General features: G+C 58.5%; 9 protein-coding genes, 2 tRNA genes and 3 rRNA genes. 6 read left to right on the top strand and 8 right to left on the bottom strand.

Features of this window, described 5'->3' with window-relative positions:
• Positions 1-6: 6 nt before the first annotated feature.
• The 7 genes from rrf to LJX93_RS03100 form a co-directional block, all read right to left on the bottom strand.
• Positions 7-122 (bottom strand): 5S ribosomal RNA (gene rrf, locus LJX93_RS03130).
• A 133-nt stretch (positions 123-255) separates the two neighbouring features.
• Positions 256-3,147, bottom strand: a 23S ribosomal RNA gene (locus LJX93_RS03125).
• A 236-nt stretch (positions 3,148-3,383) separates the two neighbouring features.
• Positions 3,384-3,459: transfer RNA gene (locus LJX93_RS03120), tRNA-Ala, on the bottom strand.
• A 6-nt stretch (positions 3,460-3,465) separates the two neighbouring features.
• A tRNA-Ile gene (locus LJX93_RS03115) sits at positions 3,466-3,542 on the bottom strand.
• Between the two features lie 77 nt (positions 3,543-3,619).
• Positions 3,620-5,156, bottom strand: a 16S ribosomal RNA gene (locus LJX93_RS03110).
• The 16S, 23S and 5S rRNA genes sit together here with 2 tRNA genes alongside, the layout of an rRNA operon.
• Before the next feature lie 724 nt (positions 5,157-5,880).
• Complete coding sequence (locus LJX93_RS03105) at positions 5,881-7,374, bottom strand: CoA-acylating methylmalonate-semialdehyde dehydrogenase (RefSeq protein WP_033703351.1); 1,494 nt, start codon at positions 7,372-7,374, stop codon at positions 5,881-5,883.
• Positions 7,375-7,446: 72 nt separating this feature from the next.
• On the bottom strand, positions 7,447-8,793 hold the full coding sequence (locus tag LJX93_RS03100) for an aspartate aminotransferase family protein (RefSeq protein ID WP_047583502.1): 1,347 nt from the start codon (positions 8,791-8,793) through the stop codon (positions 7,447-7,449).
• Positions 8,794-8,911: 118 nt separating this feature from the next.
• On the opposite strand from LJX93_RS03100, the gene LJX93_RS03095 reads away from it, so the two are divergent.
• From LJX93_RS03095 to LJX93_RS03070, 6 genes are all read left to right on the top strand, one after another.
• Positions 8,912-9,829 carry a LysR family transcriptional regulator gene (locus LJX93_RS03095; RefSeq protein ID WP_033703353.1) on the top strand — a complete coding sequence of 306 codons (918 nt, stop codon included), beginning with the start codon at positions 8,912-8,914 and terminating at the stop codon, positions 9,827-9,829.
• Between the two features lie 90 nt (positions 9,830-9,919).
• Positions 9,920-10,582: a TetR/AcrR family transcriptional regulator gene (locus tag LJX93_RS03090; RefSeq protein WP_033703354.1), complete on the top strand. Its 663-nt coding sequence runs from the start codon at positions 9,920-9,922 to the stop codon at positions 10,580-10,582.
• 9 nt (positions 10,583-10,591) lie between these two features.
• Entirely contained in the window at positions 10,592-11,176 is a 585-nt protein-coding gene (locus LJX93_RS03085) for an IMPACT family protein (RefSeq protein WP_033703355.1), read from the top strand.
• Between the two features lie 370 nt (positions 11,177-11,546).
• The gene (locus LJX93_RS03080) at positions 11,547-12,233 is read left to right on the top strand and encodes an SDR family oxidoreductase (protein ID WP_033703357.1); all 687 of its coding nucleotides are present in this window, start codon (positions 11,547-11,549) and stop codon (positions 12,231-12,233) included.
• Positions 12,234-12,353: 120 nt separating this feature from the next.
• Positions 12,354-13,709, top strand: coding sequence for an 8-oxoguanine deaminase (locus LJX93_RS03075; RefSeq protein ID WP_033703358.1), 1,356 nt, complete (start codon positions 12,354-12,356; stop codon positions 13,707-13,709).
• An 83-nt stretch (positions 13,710-13,792) separates the two neighbouring features.
• Positions 13,793-14,740 (top strand): adenosine deaminase, encoded by a 948-nt coding sequence (locus LJX93_RS03070; protein WP_227696744.1) that lies wholly within the window; start codon positions 13,793-13,795, stop codon positions 14,738-14,740.
• Positions 14,741-14,759: 19 nt separating this feature from the next.
• Here the strand turns inward: LJX93_RS03070 and LJX93_RS03065 are convergent, their stop codons facing one another.
• On the bottom strand, positions 14,760-15,473 hold the full coding sequence (locus LJX93_RS03065; RefSeq protein ID WP_033703360.1) for an ArsR/SmtB family transcription factor: 714 nt from the start codon (positions 15,471-15,473) through the stop codon (positions 14,760-14,762).
• Positions 15,474-15,974: the final 501 nt, after the last annotated feature.

Below are 15,974 nucleotides of genomic sequence, written 5' to 3'. Positions count from 1 at the left end.
AATGAATCTTGACGATGACCTACTCTCACATGGGGAGACCCCACACTACCATCGGCGATGCATCGTTTCACTACTGAGTTCGGGATGGGATCAGGTGGTTCCAATGCTCTATGGTCGTCAAGAAATTCTGTTGCCAGAATGTCCAGATGGACAGCCTAGCGAATTCGGATATGTGATGTTGTGATGTACATTCGAACTTTCGGTTCGTGTGTCTTCACCACCGCAATCTGCATGAGCAAATTGCTTGGGTGTTATATGGTCAAGCCTCACGGGCAATTAGTATTGGTTAGCTCAACGCCTCACAGCGCTTACACACCCAACCTATCAACGTCGTAGTCTTCGACGGCCCTTTAGGGGATTCTAGATCCCAGTGAGATCTCATCTTGAGGCAAGTTTCCCGCTTAGATGCTTTCAGCGGTTATCTCTTCCGAACATAGCTACCCGGCAATGCCACTGGCGTGACAACCGGAACACCAGAGGTTCGTCCACTCCGGTCCTCTCGTACTAGGAGCAGCCCCTCTCAAATCTCAAACGTCCACGGCAGATAGGGACCGAACTGTCTCACGACGTTCTAAACCCAGCTCGCGTACCACTTTAAATGGCGAACAGCCATACCCTTGGGACCGGCTTCAGCCCCAGGATGTGATGAGCCGACATCGAGGTGCCAAACACCGCCGTCGATATGAACTCTTGGGCGGTATCAGCCTGTTATCCCCGGAGTACCTTTTATCCGTTGAGCGATGGCCCTTCCATACAGAACCACCGGATCACTAAGACCTACTTTCGTACCTGCTCGACGTGTTTGTCTCGCAGTCAAGCGCGCTTTTGCCTTTATACTCTACGACCGATTTCCGACCGGTCTGAGCGCACCTTCGTACTCCTCCGTTACTCTTTGGGAGGAGACCGCCCCAGTCAAACTACCCACCATACACTGTCCTCGATCCGGATAACGGACCTGAGTTAGAACCTCAAAGTTGCCAGGGTGGTATTTCAAGGATGGCTCCATGAGAACTGGCGTCCCCACTTCAAAGCCTCCCACCTATCCTACACAAGCAAATTCAAAGTCCAGTGCAAAGCTATAGTAAAGGTTCACGGGGTCTTTCCGTCTAGCCGCGGATACACTGCATCTTCACAGCGATTTCAATTTCACTGAGTCTCGGGTGGAGACAGCGCCGCCATCGTTACGCCATTCGTGCAGGTCGGAACTTACCCGACAAGGAATTTCGCTACCTTAGGACCGTTATAGTTACGGCCGCCGTTTACCGGGGCTTCGATCAAGAGCTTCGCTTGCGCTAACCCCATCAATTAACCTTCCGGCACCGGGCAGGCGTCACACCCTATACGTCCACTTTCGTGTTTGCAGAGTGCTGTGTTTTTAATAAACAGTCGCAGCGGCCTGGTATCTTCGACCGGCATGGGCTTACGGAGCAAGTCCTTAACCCTCGCCGGCGCACCTTCTCCCGAAGTTACGGTGCCATTTTGCCTAGTTCCTTCACCCGAGTTCTCTCAAGCGCCTTGGTATTCTCTACCTAACCACCTGTGTCGGTTTGGGGTACGGTTCCCAGTTATCTGAAGCTTAGGAGCTTTTCTTGGAAGCATGGCATCAACCACTTCGTCGCCTAAAGGCAACTCGTCATCAGCTCTCGGCCTTGAAATCCCGGATTTGCCTAAGATTTCAGCCTACCACCTTAAACTTGGACAACCAACGCCAAGCTGGCCTAGCCTTCTCCGTCCCTCCATCGCAATAACTGCAAGTACAGGAATATTAACCTGTTTTCCATCGACTACGCTTTTCAGCCTCGCCTTAGGGACCGACTAACCCTGCGTCGATTAACGTTGCGCAGGAAACCTTGGTCTTTCGGCGTGGGAGTTTTTCACTCCCATTGTCGTTACTCATGTCAGCATTCGCACTTCTGATACCTCCAGCAAGCTTCTCAACTCACCTTCACAGGCTTACAGAACGCTCCTCTACCGCATCATCATAAGATGATACCCGTAGCTTCGGTGCATGGTTTGAGCCCCGTTACATCTTCCGCGCAGGCCGACTCGACTAGTGAGCTATTACGCTTTCTTTAAAGGGTGGCTGCTTCTAAGCCAACCTCCTAGCTGTCTAAGCCTTCCCACATCGTTTCCCACTTAACCATGACTTTGGGACCTTAGCTGACGGTCTGGGTTGTTTCCCTTTTCACGACGGACGTTAGCACCCGCCGTGTGTCTCCCATGCTCGGCACTTGTAGGTATTCGGAGTTTGCATCGGTTTGGTAAGTCGGGATGACCCCCTAGCCGAAACAGTGCTCTACCCCCTACAGTGATACATGAGGCGCTACCTAAATAGCTTTCGAGGAGAACCAGCTATCTCCGAGCTTGATTAGCCTTTCACTCCGATCCACAGGTCATCCGCTAACTTTTCAACGGTAGTCGGTTCGGTCCTCCAGTCAGTGTTACCTAACCTTCAACCTGCCCATGGATAGATCGCCCGGTTTCGGGTCTATACCCAGCGACTAAACGCCCTATTAAGACTCGCTTTCGCTACGCCTCCCCTATTCGGTTAAGCTCGCCACTGAATATAAGTCGCTGACCCATTATACAAAAGGTACGCAGTCACCTAACAAGTAGGCTCCCACTGCTTGTACGCATACGGTTTCAGGATCTATTTCACTCCCCTCTCCGGGGTTCTTTTCGCCTTTCCCTCACGGTACTAGTTCACTATCGGTCAGTCAGTAGTATTTAGCCTTGGAGGATGGTCCCCCCATATTCAGACAAAGTTTCTCGTGCTCCGTCCTACTCGATTTCATTGATAAGAGATTTTCGTGTACGGGGCTATCACCCACTATGGCCGCACTTTCCAGAGCGTTCCACTAATCTCAAACCAACTTAAGGGCTGGTCCCCGTTCGCTCGCCACTACTAAGGGAATCTCGGTTGATTTCTTTTCCTCAGGGTACTTAGATGTTTCAGTTCCCCTGGTTCGCCTCTTGCACCTATGTATTCAGTACAAGATACTCAGCTTATGCTGAGTGGGTTCCCCCATTCAGAGATCTCTGGATCACAGTCTGTTTGCCGACTCCCCAAAGCTTATCGCAGGCTACCACGTCTTTCATCGCCTCTGACTGCCAAGGCATCCACCGTATGCGCTTCTTCACTTGACCATATAACCCCAAGCAATCTGGTTATACTGTGAAGACGACATTCGCCGAAAATTCGCATGCTGCTCAATTAAGAGCACATCACAAATTTTACCTTAGCCTGATCCACTACCAGTGAAAGTAGTGTTCAGTCTATTTCTATCACATATCCGAATTTTTAAAGAACGATCTGACAAAAGTCAGAAATCAACATTCGACGCGAATGCTCATTTCTGAGTTTGATCAAGGTACTGCAAGAGTGGTGGAGCCAAGCGGGATCGAACCGCTGACCTCCTGCGTGCAAGGCAGGCGCTCTCCCAGCTGAGCTATGGCCCCGCATATTGGTAGGTCTGGGCAGATTTGAACTGCCGACCTCACCCTTATCAGGGGTGCGCTCTAACCAACTGAGCTACAGACCTATATAGGGTCTTGATCGTCTTCACATATGAATCAAGCAATTCGTGTGGGAGCTCATCAGCAGGCTGATGTCGTCGATTAAGGAGGTGATCCAGCCGCAGGTTCCCCTACGGCTACCTTGTTACGACTTCACCCCAGTCATGAATCACACCGTGGTAACCGTCCTCCCGAGGGTTAGACTAGCTACTTCTGGTGCAACCCACTCCCATGGTGTGACGGGCGGTGTGTACAAGGCCCGGGAACGTATTCACCGCGACATTCTGATTCGCGATTACTAGCGATTCCGACTTCACGCAGTCGAGTTGCAGACTGCGATCCGGACTACGATCGGTTTTGTGAGATTAGCTCCACCTCGCGGCTTGGCAACCCTCTGTACCGACCATTGTAGCACGTGTGTAGCCCAGGCCGTAAGGGCCATGATGACTTGACGTCATCCCCACCTTCCTCCGGTTTGTCACCGGCAGTCTCCTTAGAGTGCCCACCATAACGTGCTGGTAACTAAGGACAAGGGTTGCGCTCGTTACGGGACTTAACCCAACATCTCACGACACGAGCTGACGACAGCCATGCAGCACCTGTGTCAGAGTTCCCGAAGGCACCAATCCATCTCTGGAAAGTTCTCTGCATGTCAAGGCCTGGTAAGGTTCTTCGCGTTGCTTCGAATTAAACCACATGCTCCACCGCTTGTGCGGGCCCCCGTCAATTCATTTGAGTTTTAACCTTGCGGCCGTACTCCCCAGGCGGTCAACTTAATGCGTTAGCTGCGCCACTAAAATCTCAAGGATTCCAACGGCTAGTTGACATCGTTTACGGCGTGGACTACCAGGGTATCTAATCCTGTTTGCTCCCCACGCTTTCGCACCTCAGTGTCAGTATCAGTCCAGGTGGTCGCCTTCGCCACTGGTGTTCCTTCCTATATCTACGCATTTCACCGCTACACAGGAAATTCCACCACCCTCTACTGTACTCTAGCTTGCCAGTTTTGGATGCAGTTCCCAGGTTGAGCCCGGGGCTTTCACATTCAACTTAACAAACCACCTACGCGCGCTTTACGCCCAGTAATTCCGATTAACGCTTGCACCCTCTGTATTACCGCGGCTGCTGGCACAGAGTTAGCCGGTGCTTATTCTGTCGGTAACGTCAAAACAGCAAGGTATTCGCTTACTGCCCTTCCTCCCAACTTAAAGTGCTTTACAATCCGAAGACCTTCTTCACACACGCGGCATGGCTGGATCAGGCTTTCGCCCATTGTCCAATATTCCCCACTGCTGCCTCCCGTAGGAGTCTGGACCGTGTCTCAGTTCCAGTGTGACTGATCATCCTCTCAGACCAGTTACGGATCGTCGCCTTGGTGAGCCATTACCCCACCAACTAGCTAATCCGACCTAGGCTCATCTGATAGCGCAAGGCCCGAAGGTCCCCTGCTTTCTCCCGTAGGACGTATGCGGTATTAGCGTTCCTTTCGAAACGTTGTCCCCCACTATCAGGCAGATTCCTAGGCATTACTCACCCGTCCGCCGCTGAATCGAAGAGCAAGCTCTTCTCATCCGCTCGACTTGCATGTGTTAGGCCTGCCGCCAGCGTTCAATCTGAGCCATGATCAAACTCTTCAGTTCAATACTGCTTGGGTTTTTAAGAAACCCTAAACTTGGCTCAGCAATCTCAAATGACTATGTGATTTCTCGCATGGTCACTTGTGATGCTGATAATCTTTGTGACTATCAGTCCGTACTCACAAGCACCCACACGAATTGCTTGATTCAATTTGTTAAAGAGCGGTTGGTTAAGAGATTTTCGTCTCAACCGAGGCGCGCATTCTACGCTTTCCTCACTTGCTGTCAAGCGTTTATTTTGAAGTTTTTTGCGAGAAACTCGTTTAGCTTCAAACACTTGACTCGCTGCGATCTCTCGTAGCGGGAGGCGAATCATACAGCGTTTAGAAGCGCTGTCAACCACCATCTTAACCGCTGACGACCTTTCGATCGGAGCACTTCCACCACTAACTGGCTCGATCAACTCATTGAATCTCAAGGAGTTTTTCGTTCCGACTACGCTGGAAGTGGGGCGCATTATAAGGGGATTCGAAACCGCGTCAACCCTTAATTTCAAGAAAGTGACATATAAAGGGAAAAGGGCCGCATCAAGGCTGACAGGTGCCCGCCATTACCCTTTCGGCGCCTATGAGATCGAGCGCCGTCCGCGCGGCGCATCGCGACGCAAGGCCGCTCCTACATTTGTTTCGGGCCAGTTATTCCTGAGGGATAGGCGCGCGGCGCCTTGGTGCCTGTCTCGATATAGAAAACGGGGAGGCCTTCCGGCCTCCCCGCTTCACGTCACGCCTTAAAGGCTAGGGAACGCAAACTGCGACGCCTCATGGCTAGCCCGCTGCGGCCAGCGCTGGGTGATCGCCTTGCGGCGGGTATAGAAGCGCACACCATCCGGCCCATAAGCATGCAGGTCACCAAACAGCGAACGCTTCCAGCCACCAAAGCTGTGATAAGCCACCGGTACCGGCAGCGGCACGTTCACACCAACCATGCCCACTTCGATCTCGTCACAGAACAGGCGCGCCGCCTCACCATCACGGGTGAAGATGCAAGTGCCGTTGCCATACTCGTGATCGTTGATCAGTTGCATGGCCTGCTCCAGGCTGTTCACCCGCACCACGCACAGCACAGGGCCGAAGATCTCTTCTTTATAGATGCGCATCTCCGGGGTCACCTTGTCGAACAAGGTGCCACCCACGAAGTAACCATCCTCATTACCCGCCACACGGAAGCCACGGCCGTCTACCACCAGCTTGGCGCCAGCAGCCACACCGTCGTCGATATAGCCAACCACCTTGTCACGGGCAGCAGCCGTTACCAGCGGGCCCATGTCCAGGCCACAAGACGTACCCGCACCGATCTTCAAGGCTTTGATCTGGGGCTCTAGCTTGGCGATCAGGGCATCTGCAACCTGGTCACCCACGCACACCGCCACGGAAATAGCCATGCAACGCTCACCGCACGAACCGTAGGCAGCCCCCATCAGGGCGCTGACGGCGTTGTCCAGGTCAGCATCAGGCATCAGCACGGCGTGGTTCTTCGCACCACCCAGCGCCTGGACGCGTTTGCCGCGCTTGGTGCCTTCGGCATAGATGTACTCGGCAATTGGCGTCGAACCTACGAAGCTCAGGGCTTTTACCTCTGGGGCCTCGATCAGTGCATCCACCGCTTCCTTGTCACCGTGCACCACGTTGAGGATGCCCTTCGGCAGGCCAGCCTCCAGCAGCAGTTGCGCGATGAACAGGGTCGAACTCGGATCACGCTCGGAAGGCTTGAGGATGAACGCGTTACCGCAGGCAATGGCCAGCGGGTACATCCACAGCGGAACCATGGCCGGGAAGTTGAACGGCGTGATACCGGCAACCACACCCAGCGGCTGGAAGTCGGACCAGGCGTCAATGTTCGGGCCCACGTTGCGGCTGTACTCGCCTTTGAGCACTTCCGGCGCCGCACATGCAAACTCGACGTTCTCGATACCGCGCTTCAGCTCGCCCGCAGCGTCTTCCACAGTCTTGCCGTGCTCTTCGCTGATCATCTGCGAGATGCGTGCTTCGTTCTGCTCCAGCAGTTGCTTGAAACGGAACATCACCTGGGCACGTTTGGCCGGCGGTGTGTTGCGCCAGGCCGGGAACGCCGCTTTGGCCGAGTCGATGGCCTCCTGCACGGTCGCACGGCTGGCCAGTTCGACCTTGCGCACGGCCTGGCCGGTCGACGGATTGAAGACATCGGCGGTGCGCTCACCCTTGGTAACCAGCTCGCCGTTGATCAGGTGCTGAACAATGCTCATGCATAACTCCAGATAAAGAGGGTATTACAAGCGCGTGATCACCTCACGCGCCTGTCGTCATATTCGCGAAGATCAATCGATCAGGTTCAGGGTCTCGCCCACTGCGTCGAACAGGCGGTCCAGTTCCTGCGGCTGGGTGTTGAAGGTTGGGCCGAACTGCAGGGTGTCGCCACCGAAGCGAACATAGAAGCCCGCCTTCCACAGCTTCATCGCCACTTCATAAGGGCGCACGATCGCATCGCCATCGCGGGCAGCGATCTGGATCGCGCCGGCCAGGCCGTAGTTGCGGATGTCGACGACGTTCTTCGTGCCTTTGACACCGTGCAGCAGCTTCTCGAAGTGCGGCGACAGTTCGGCAGCGGCCTGCACCAGGCTTTCCTTCTGCAGCAGGTCCAGCGCGGCGAGGCCGGCGGCGCAGGCTACAGGGTGGGCCGAGTAGGTATAGCCGTGGGGGAACTCCACCGCGTATTCCGGGGTGGGCTGGTTCATGAAGGTCTGATAGATCTCGGTGCTGGCAATTACCGCACCCATCGGGATGGCGCCGTTGGTCACCTGCTTGGCGATGCACATCAGGTCTGGCGTTACGCCGAAAGCTTCAGCCCCGGTCATCGCGCCCATGCGTCCGAAACCGGTGATCACTTCGTCGAAGATCAGCAGGATGTTGTGCTGGGTGCAGATCTCGCGCAGGCGCTTGAGGTAGCCCTTCGGTGGCGGCAGAACACCTGCCGACCCGGCCAGTGGCTCGACAATCACCGCCGCGATGTTCGAGGCATCGTGCAGCTCGATCAGTTTGAGCATCTCGTCGGCCAGGGCGATGCCGCCCTCTTCCGGCATGCCCTTGGAGAAGGCGTTTACCGGCAGCACGGTGTGCGGCAAATGGTCGACGTCCAGCAACTGGCCGAACATCTTGCGGTTGCCGTTCACGCCACCCAGGCTGGTACCGGCGATGTTGACGCCATGGTAACCGCGGGCACGGCCGATGATCTTGGCCTTGCTCGCCTGGCCTTTCAGGCGCCAGTAGGCACGCACCATCTTCAACGCTGTATCGGCGCACTCGGATCCGGAGTTGGTATAGAAGACGTGGTTCAGATCACCCGGAGTCAGCTCGGTGATCTTTTCAGCCAGCTGGAACGACAGCGGGTGGCCGAACTGGAAGGCTGGGGAGTAATCCAGGGTGCCAAGCTGACGGGTTACCGCCTCGGTGATTTCCTTGCGGGTATGCCCGGCACCGCAGGTCCACAAGCCAGACAAGGCGTCGAAAATCTTGCGCCCCTTGTCATCCACAAGGTAGTTGCCTTGCGCCGCCACGATCAGGCGTGGGTCGCGATGGAAATTGCGGTTGGCGGTGTAGGGCATCCAGTGCGCATCCAGCTTGAGCTGGCTGGCGATACCGGTGGGGGCGGTTTCGGGCATGTTCATCGGCGGTTCCTCGGAAGACGATTAGGCAACGATGGATGTTGTTGCAGCTAAATTGGCACGGCGATAAAGTCTGAAAAAGCCTGCATTTCTAATCTTCAGATAGGGCAACACTAAACTAATGAGCCGACGCCCCGACCCACTCGCTCAAGTCAGCGATTTTGACATTCGCCTGTTGAAGATCTACCGCAGCGTCGTCGAGTGCGGCGGCTTCTCGGCAGCCGAGAACGTACTCGGGATCGGCCGCTCGGCCATCAGCCAGCAAATGAACGACCTGGAGCAGCGCCTGGGCCTGCGCCTGTGCCAGCGCGGCCGTGCCGGTTTTTCGCTGACGGAGGAAGGCCGCGAGGTCTACCATTCGGCCTTGCAGTTGCTCAGTGCACTGGAGAGCTTCCGTACCGAGGTCAACGGGCTGCACCAGCACCTGCGCGGCGAGCTGAACATCGGCCTGACCGATAACCTGGTGACCCTGCCGCATATGCGCATCACCCATGCGCTTGCCGAGCTCAAGGACCGCGGCCCTGACGTGCGCATCAACATCCGCATGATCGCCCCCAGCCAGGTCGAGCACGGCGTGCTCGACGGCAGTCTGCATGTTGGCGTGGTGCCACAGACCATCGCCCTGTCAGGCCTTGAATACCAACCGCTGTATAGCGAGCGCTCGCTGCTGTATTGCGCGGTCGGCCACCCGCTGTTCTACGCCGACGATCATCAGATAGACGACGACAGGCTCAACAGCCAGGAGGCCATCACCCCAACCTTCCGCCTGCCGGCCGATGTCCAGGCTCACTACCAGGCGCTGCACTGCACGGCCAGCGCGTCGGACCGCGAAGGCATGGCGTTTCTCATCCTCACCGGGCGCTACATCGGCTACCTGCCAGACCACTACGCCAGCTTCTGGGTGCAGCAAGGCCGGCTGCGGGCCCTCAAGCCCCGCCAGCGCTTCTATGACCTGAGCCTGAGTTGGGTGACACGCAAAGGGCGGCGGCCGAACCTGGTGCTGGAGAGCTTCCTGGATAGCCTGGCTGCGACACGCTGATGCCAGTCTCTGACGCAAACGCTTGTCACTTCGGCGTAGGCAGGTAATCTTGTCCGACAGCCGCTGCCACTGACCCGTACGGAATCGTCCATGACCCTTGAAGTCCCAGCGCATCGCCTCTCCGCCTCGGGCAAGCCCGCCGGCCGCATCCGCCAGAAGAACGAACAGGCCATCATCCAGGCCGCCGAAGACGAATTCGCCCGCCATGGCTTCAAGGGCACCAGCATGAACACCATTGCCCTGAAGGCCGGATTGCCCAAGGCCAACCTGCATTATTACTTCACCAACAAGCTGGGCCTGTACATTGCCGTGCTGAGCAACATCATCGAGTTGTGGGACAGCACCTTCAACGCCTTGAGCGTCGAGGACGACCCGGGCCAAGCGCTGAGCCATTACATCCGCACCAAGATGGAGTTTTCGCGGCGCAACCCGCAGGCCTCGCGGATCTTCGCCATGGAAGTGATCAGCGGCGGCAGTTGCCTGAACGAGTACTTCAGCGCCGACTACCGCGAGTGGTTCCGTGGCCGGGCAGCGGTGTTCCAGGCCTGGATCGAAGCGGGCAAGATGGACCCGGTCGACCCGGTGCACCTGATCTTCCTGCTCTGGGGCAGCACCCAGCACTACGCCGACTTCGCCACGCAGATCTGCCAGGTCACCGGCCGCAGCCGCCTGACCAAGCAAGACATGGAAGACGCCAGCAACAACCTTATCCACATCATTCTCAAGGGGTGCGGCATCAAGCCGAGTGCCTGACAGCCATTTATGCCTTCTACCCTGCTCGACCTCTGCGAGTTTCGTGAAGAAATCCGCAAAAGCCGTTTCATCACCCTCGCCGGCCCGATTACCAGTGCTGCCGAGGCGATGAGCTTCATCGAACGCCACAGCGACCTGGCCGCTACCCACAACTGCTGGGCCTGGAAGCTGGGCGGCCAGTACCGCAGCAATGACGATGGCGAGCCGGGTGGCACCGCCGGTCGCCCGATCCTGGCGGCTATCGAAGCGCAAGACTGCGATCAGGTGGTGGTGCTGGTGATCCGCTGGTACGGCGGCATCCAGCTGGGCACCGGAGGCCTGGCCAGGGCCTATGGCGGCGGCGCCAACAAATGCCTGCAACAGGCTCCCAAGCGGTTGTTGGTGCAACGCAGCGAATTCACCTGCAGTTGCAGCTTCAGCGAGCTGGCGTTGCTGAAACTGCGCCTGGCAGAGGCTGACGGCCTGGTGCTGGATGAACAGTTCACCGCCAATGGTGTAGACCTGCACATTGCGGTGGGTGAAGCCCAGCTGGCCGCGCTGCAACAGCAGCTGGCCGACCTGAGCCGTGGGCGAATACTGCTCGAAGCACGCTGAACATTACGCACATGAACTGTGGGCCTGCCTGTGGATAAGCTTGGGGCACTCTCTTGCAGGCTAGGTTTTTCAAGGCCTGCAGAGCTTTGATCATATTTTGATCACTATTTGATGACAGCTGCAAATGACTGAAACCCTGAGAGTTATCCCCAAACCCGATTCACAAGGCAGCCCCGGCAACCCGTGTAGCTTGCACACAATAACTGTGGAACAGCCTGTGGATAACCCGTTAGCCAATAGGCCAAACGCCCAGCCACACAAGGCCTGGCGCAACTGATCATTAATTAACCAAAGGCGGGCAAGGCGGCAACTGCCAGTCTGCAGTATCCTCAATACCTTTCTTTTGCAATCGATCAAGGAGCGCGTCCACATGGCCACCGCAAAAACCGCACTCATCATCGGCGCCTCCCGTGGGCTTGGCCTGGGCTTGGTGCAACGCCTGCAAGAGGACGGCTGGAACGTCATCGCCACGGTGCGCGACCCGCAAAAGGCCGGCGCCTTGGCCAGTGTCCCCGGTGTGCGTATCGAGCAGCTGGAGATGAATGATACCGCGCAGCTCGACGGGCTGAAGCAACGCCTGCAAGGCGAAGTGTTCGACCTGCTGTTCGTCAACGCCGGCGTCATGGGCCCGCTGCCACAAGACCTGGAAACCGTCCGCAACCAGGACATCGGCGACCTGTTCATGACCAACGCAGTGGCGCCCATCCGCGTCGCCCGGCGCCTGGTCGGCCAGGTTCGCGAGGGCAGCGGCGTGCTGGCCTTCATGAGCTCGATCCTGGGCAGCGTGACCGTGCCGGACGGCGGTGAAGTCTGCCTGTACAAAGCCAGCAAGGCGGCGCTGAACTCGATGATCAACAGCTTCGTTGTCGAACAGCAGCGCCCCGGCCTTTGCGTACTGGCCATGCACCCTGGCTGGGTGAAGACCGACATGGGCGGCGAGAACGCCGAGATCGACGTACTCACCAGCACCCGCGGCATGCTCGAGCAGATCAAGGCGCAAAGCGGCAAGGGCGGCCTGCGCTTCATCAACTACAAAGGTGAGCCCCTGACCTGGTGAATTGAAAGCTGCGTGGCGAGGCAGTAGACTCGATGCCTCGCCCCCGCGGCGGACCTGGATCAGCAGACAGGGCAACACTGAGCTGGCTAACCTGAACCCACTTTCAGAGGAGCCGGCACCATGCCTGCGACCCGCATCTGGTTGAAATCCCCGCTTGCCATCTTCACCGCCAACGACACCGACGCCCGTGGCGGGCTGGTCATCGAAGACGGCCGTATCACACAGCTTCTGGCCCTCGGCGAAAGCCCCAGCCAACCCTGCGACCAAGTGTTCGATGCCCGCGAGCATGTGGTCACCCCGGGCCTGATCAACACCCACCACCACTTCTACCAGACCCTCACCCGGGCCTGGGCACCTGTGGTCAACCAGCCGCTGTTCCCTTGGTTGAAGACGCTGTACCCGGTGTGGGCACGCCTGACCCCCGCGAAACTGGCGCTGGCCAGCCAGGTAGCACTGGCCGAACTGCTGCTGTCGGGTTGCACGACCGCCGCCGATCACCATTACCTGTTCCCCCAAGGCCTGGACAATGCCATCGACGTGCAAGTCGACGTGGTGCGCCAGCTGGGCATGCGCGCGATGCTGACCCGCGGCTCGATGAGCCTGGGCGAAGACGACGGCGGCCTGCCCCCGCAGCAAACGGTGCAACAGGGCGAGGTGATTCTGGCCGACAGCCAGCGGCTTATCCACAGCTACCATGAACGCGGTGACGGTGCGCAGATCCAGATTGCCCTGGCGCCCTGCTCGCCCTTCTCGGTCACGCCTGAAATCATGCGGGCCAGTGCCACGCTCGCCGAAGAACTGGACGTGCGCCTGCACACCCACCTGGCGGAAACCCTCGATGAGGAAGACTTCTGCCTGCAACGCTTCGGCCTGCGCACAGTGGACTACCTGGACAGCGTCGGCTGGCTCGGCCCACGCACCTGGCTGGCTCACGGCATTCACTTCAATGCCGACGAAATCGCCCGCCTGGGCGCGGCCGGCACCGGCATCTGCCACTGCCCGAGCTCGAACATGCGCCTGGCCTCGGGCATCTGCCCGACCGTGGACCTTGAAGCCGCCGGCGCCCCGCTGGGCCTGGGCGTCGACGGGTCGGCCTCCAACGATGCCTCCAACATGATCCTCGAAGCCCGTCAGGCCCTGTACCTGCAGCGCCTGCGCTATGGCGCCGAGCAGATCACCCCGGAGCGTGCCCTGGGTTGGGCGACACGGGGTTCGGCACGCCTGCTCGGGCGCCAGGACATTGGTGAGCTGGCCGTTGGCAAGCAAGCCGACCTGGCGATGTTCAAACTCGACGAGCTGCGCTTCTCGGGCAGCCATGACCCGCTGTCGGCGCTGCTGCTGTGCGGAGCCGACCGGGCCGACCGGGTCATGGTCGGTGGCCAGTGGCGGGTGGTCGACGGCCAGATCGAAGGCCTGGATATCCAGGGCCTGATCGCCAACCACCGCCAGGCCGCCGCGCAACTGATCGCCGGTTGAGCCAACACAGGGCCTGGCCGGGCGCATTGCCTGGCCAGGCCCTGTAGAATGGCGACAACCGTACCTGATCGAGATAACCACCTATGTATGACTGGTTGAACGCCCTGCCCAAGGCCGAACTGCACCTGCACCTGGAAGGCTCGCTGGAGCCCGAGCTGCTGTTTGCCCTGGCCGAGCGCAACAAGATCGCCCTGCCCTGGGCCGATGTAGAGGCACTGCGTGGCGCCTATGCCTTCAACAACCTGCAGGAATTCCTCGACCTTTATTACCAGGGCGCGGATGTATTGCGTACCGAGCAGGACTTCTACGACCTGACCTGGGCCTACCTGCAACGCTGCAAGGCGCAGAACGTCATCCACACCGAACCGTTCTTCGACCCGCAAACCCATACCGACCGCGGCATCCCTTTTGAAGTGGTGCTCAACGGCATCAACCAGGCGCTCAAGGATGGCCGTGAACAATTGGGCATCAGCAGTGGCCTGATCTTGAGCTTCCTGCGCCACCTCAGCGAAGAAGAAGCGCACAAGACACTCGACCAGGCCCTGCCCTTCCGCGATGCGTTCATCGCCGTAGGCCTGGACAGCTCTGAAATGGGCCACCCGCCTAGCAAGTTCCAGCGTGTGTTCGACCGCGCCCGCAGCGAAGGCTTCGTCGCCGTTGCCCACGCCGGTGAAGAAGGCCCGCCCGAATACATCTGGGAAGCCCTGGACCTGTTGAAGATCAAACGCATCGACCATGGCGTGCGCGCCATCGAAGACGAGCGCCTGATGCAACGCATCATCGACGAGCAGATCCCCCTGACCGTCTGCCCCCTGTCGAACATCAAGCTCTGCGTGTTCGACCACATGCGCCAGCACAACATCCTGGACATGCTCGAACGCGGGGTGAAGGTCACGGTCAACTCGGACGACCCAGCCTACTTCGGCGGCTACGTCACCGAAAACTTCCATGCCCTGCACACCCACCTGGGCATGACCGAAGACCAGGCCCGCCGCCTGGCGCAAAACAGCCTGGACGCGCGGCTGGTCTGATTGGCGGGTGGCGTTGCGGTCAGCCGACCTGCAACGTCGTGACGCGGGCAATGCGATTGATGTGCTGGATGCCCAGCGCCGAGATATGCAATGCCCGCGTATCCTCGGACTCGCGCATCCAGCCAGACTGAAGAAACAGCCTGAACAGGGCCTGCCCGAGCACGCCCCCCAGGTGAGGGCCCTGGTTGTTCCAGTCGGTGCAGCGGCAGATCACGCAACCCCGTTGCTGGTGTGGCGCCAGGGCGTCGATGTAAACGCCCACCAGCGCCAGCTCGGCCCGCCCTCGCTCACTGACCACCAGTTGACGGTCGGTGCCCTCCAGCCAGCCGGCCGCCACCAGGCGGTGGTACAACTCGCCGGCAAGCTCCCCACCCAGATGGTCCCCGCAACGCCGCGCCCTGCGTAGCGACATGGGCAGTTGCGTGGCAGTCGCCTCGGGCGGGTGCGCTTTGGCGCTGCACAACTGCACGCTGGCCAATGCCTCCACCGCAGCCCCCACCTGCGGGGTCGCCAAGCGGAAGTAGCGTTTACGCCCGCGCGCTTCGTGCCTGAGCAAACCGGCCGAAGACAGCAACGAAAGGTGGGCGCAAGCGGAGGATGACGTCAACCCGGTCATCATCGCGAGTTCGTTCGCCAGGCGCGGCGTGCCGTCGATCAACGCCCAGAGCATGGCACTGCGCTTGGGGTCGGCCATCAGGCTGGCGATCTGGCTGATACTGCTGACTGCGTTCATATCCCTGTAACTCCCTGCACGTTCACATGTGGATGCAATGGCCAACCCTGGCAACGCGGATCGCCTGCCTGATAATTGCCAGCACCGACAGGGAAACCCCTCTCGCTGACACTGGCTCTGGGGGCCAGTATAAGCCGCAGAAAACCCCACTCAGGCAGCCAGCGGATGCGGCCCGCCTGTCTGAAGTCCATTGGGTATGCCTACCCATGCGAGATGATGTGCAGGTTCGTGGAACGCGCCGAAACCGCGCAGATGAACAATGCCCCAGAACTTTGCGGGGCACAGACAGCGCATGAGGAATAATCGCCCGGAGTACATTCGGATGCGACCGACAGCGGGCTACCATAAATAGCGCAAACAAAAGCGAAGCTTCTACATGCTTCCAGGCATTACACCCGGGCAGCATGAAGTAATGTGGGAAATAACAGCGCCACTGACCGTCAGTCAGAACGCAGATACCGGTCATGGCATGCACAGGGCACAGCGCTACACTTCATCCGC

The organism is Pseudomonas sp. HN2-3, assembly GCF_020691745.1.
Taxonomy (GTDB): Bacteria; Pseudomonadota; Gammaproteobacteria; order Pseudomonadales; family Pseudomonadaceae; genus Aquipseudomonas; species Aquipseudomonas capeferrum.
Note: the sequence above shows the minus strand (reverse complement) of the source record. Positions and strands in the feature narration are given on the sequence as shown.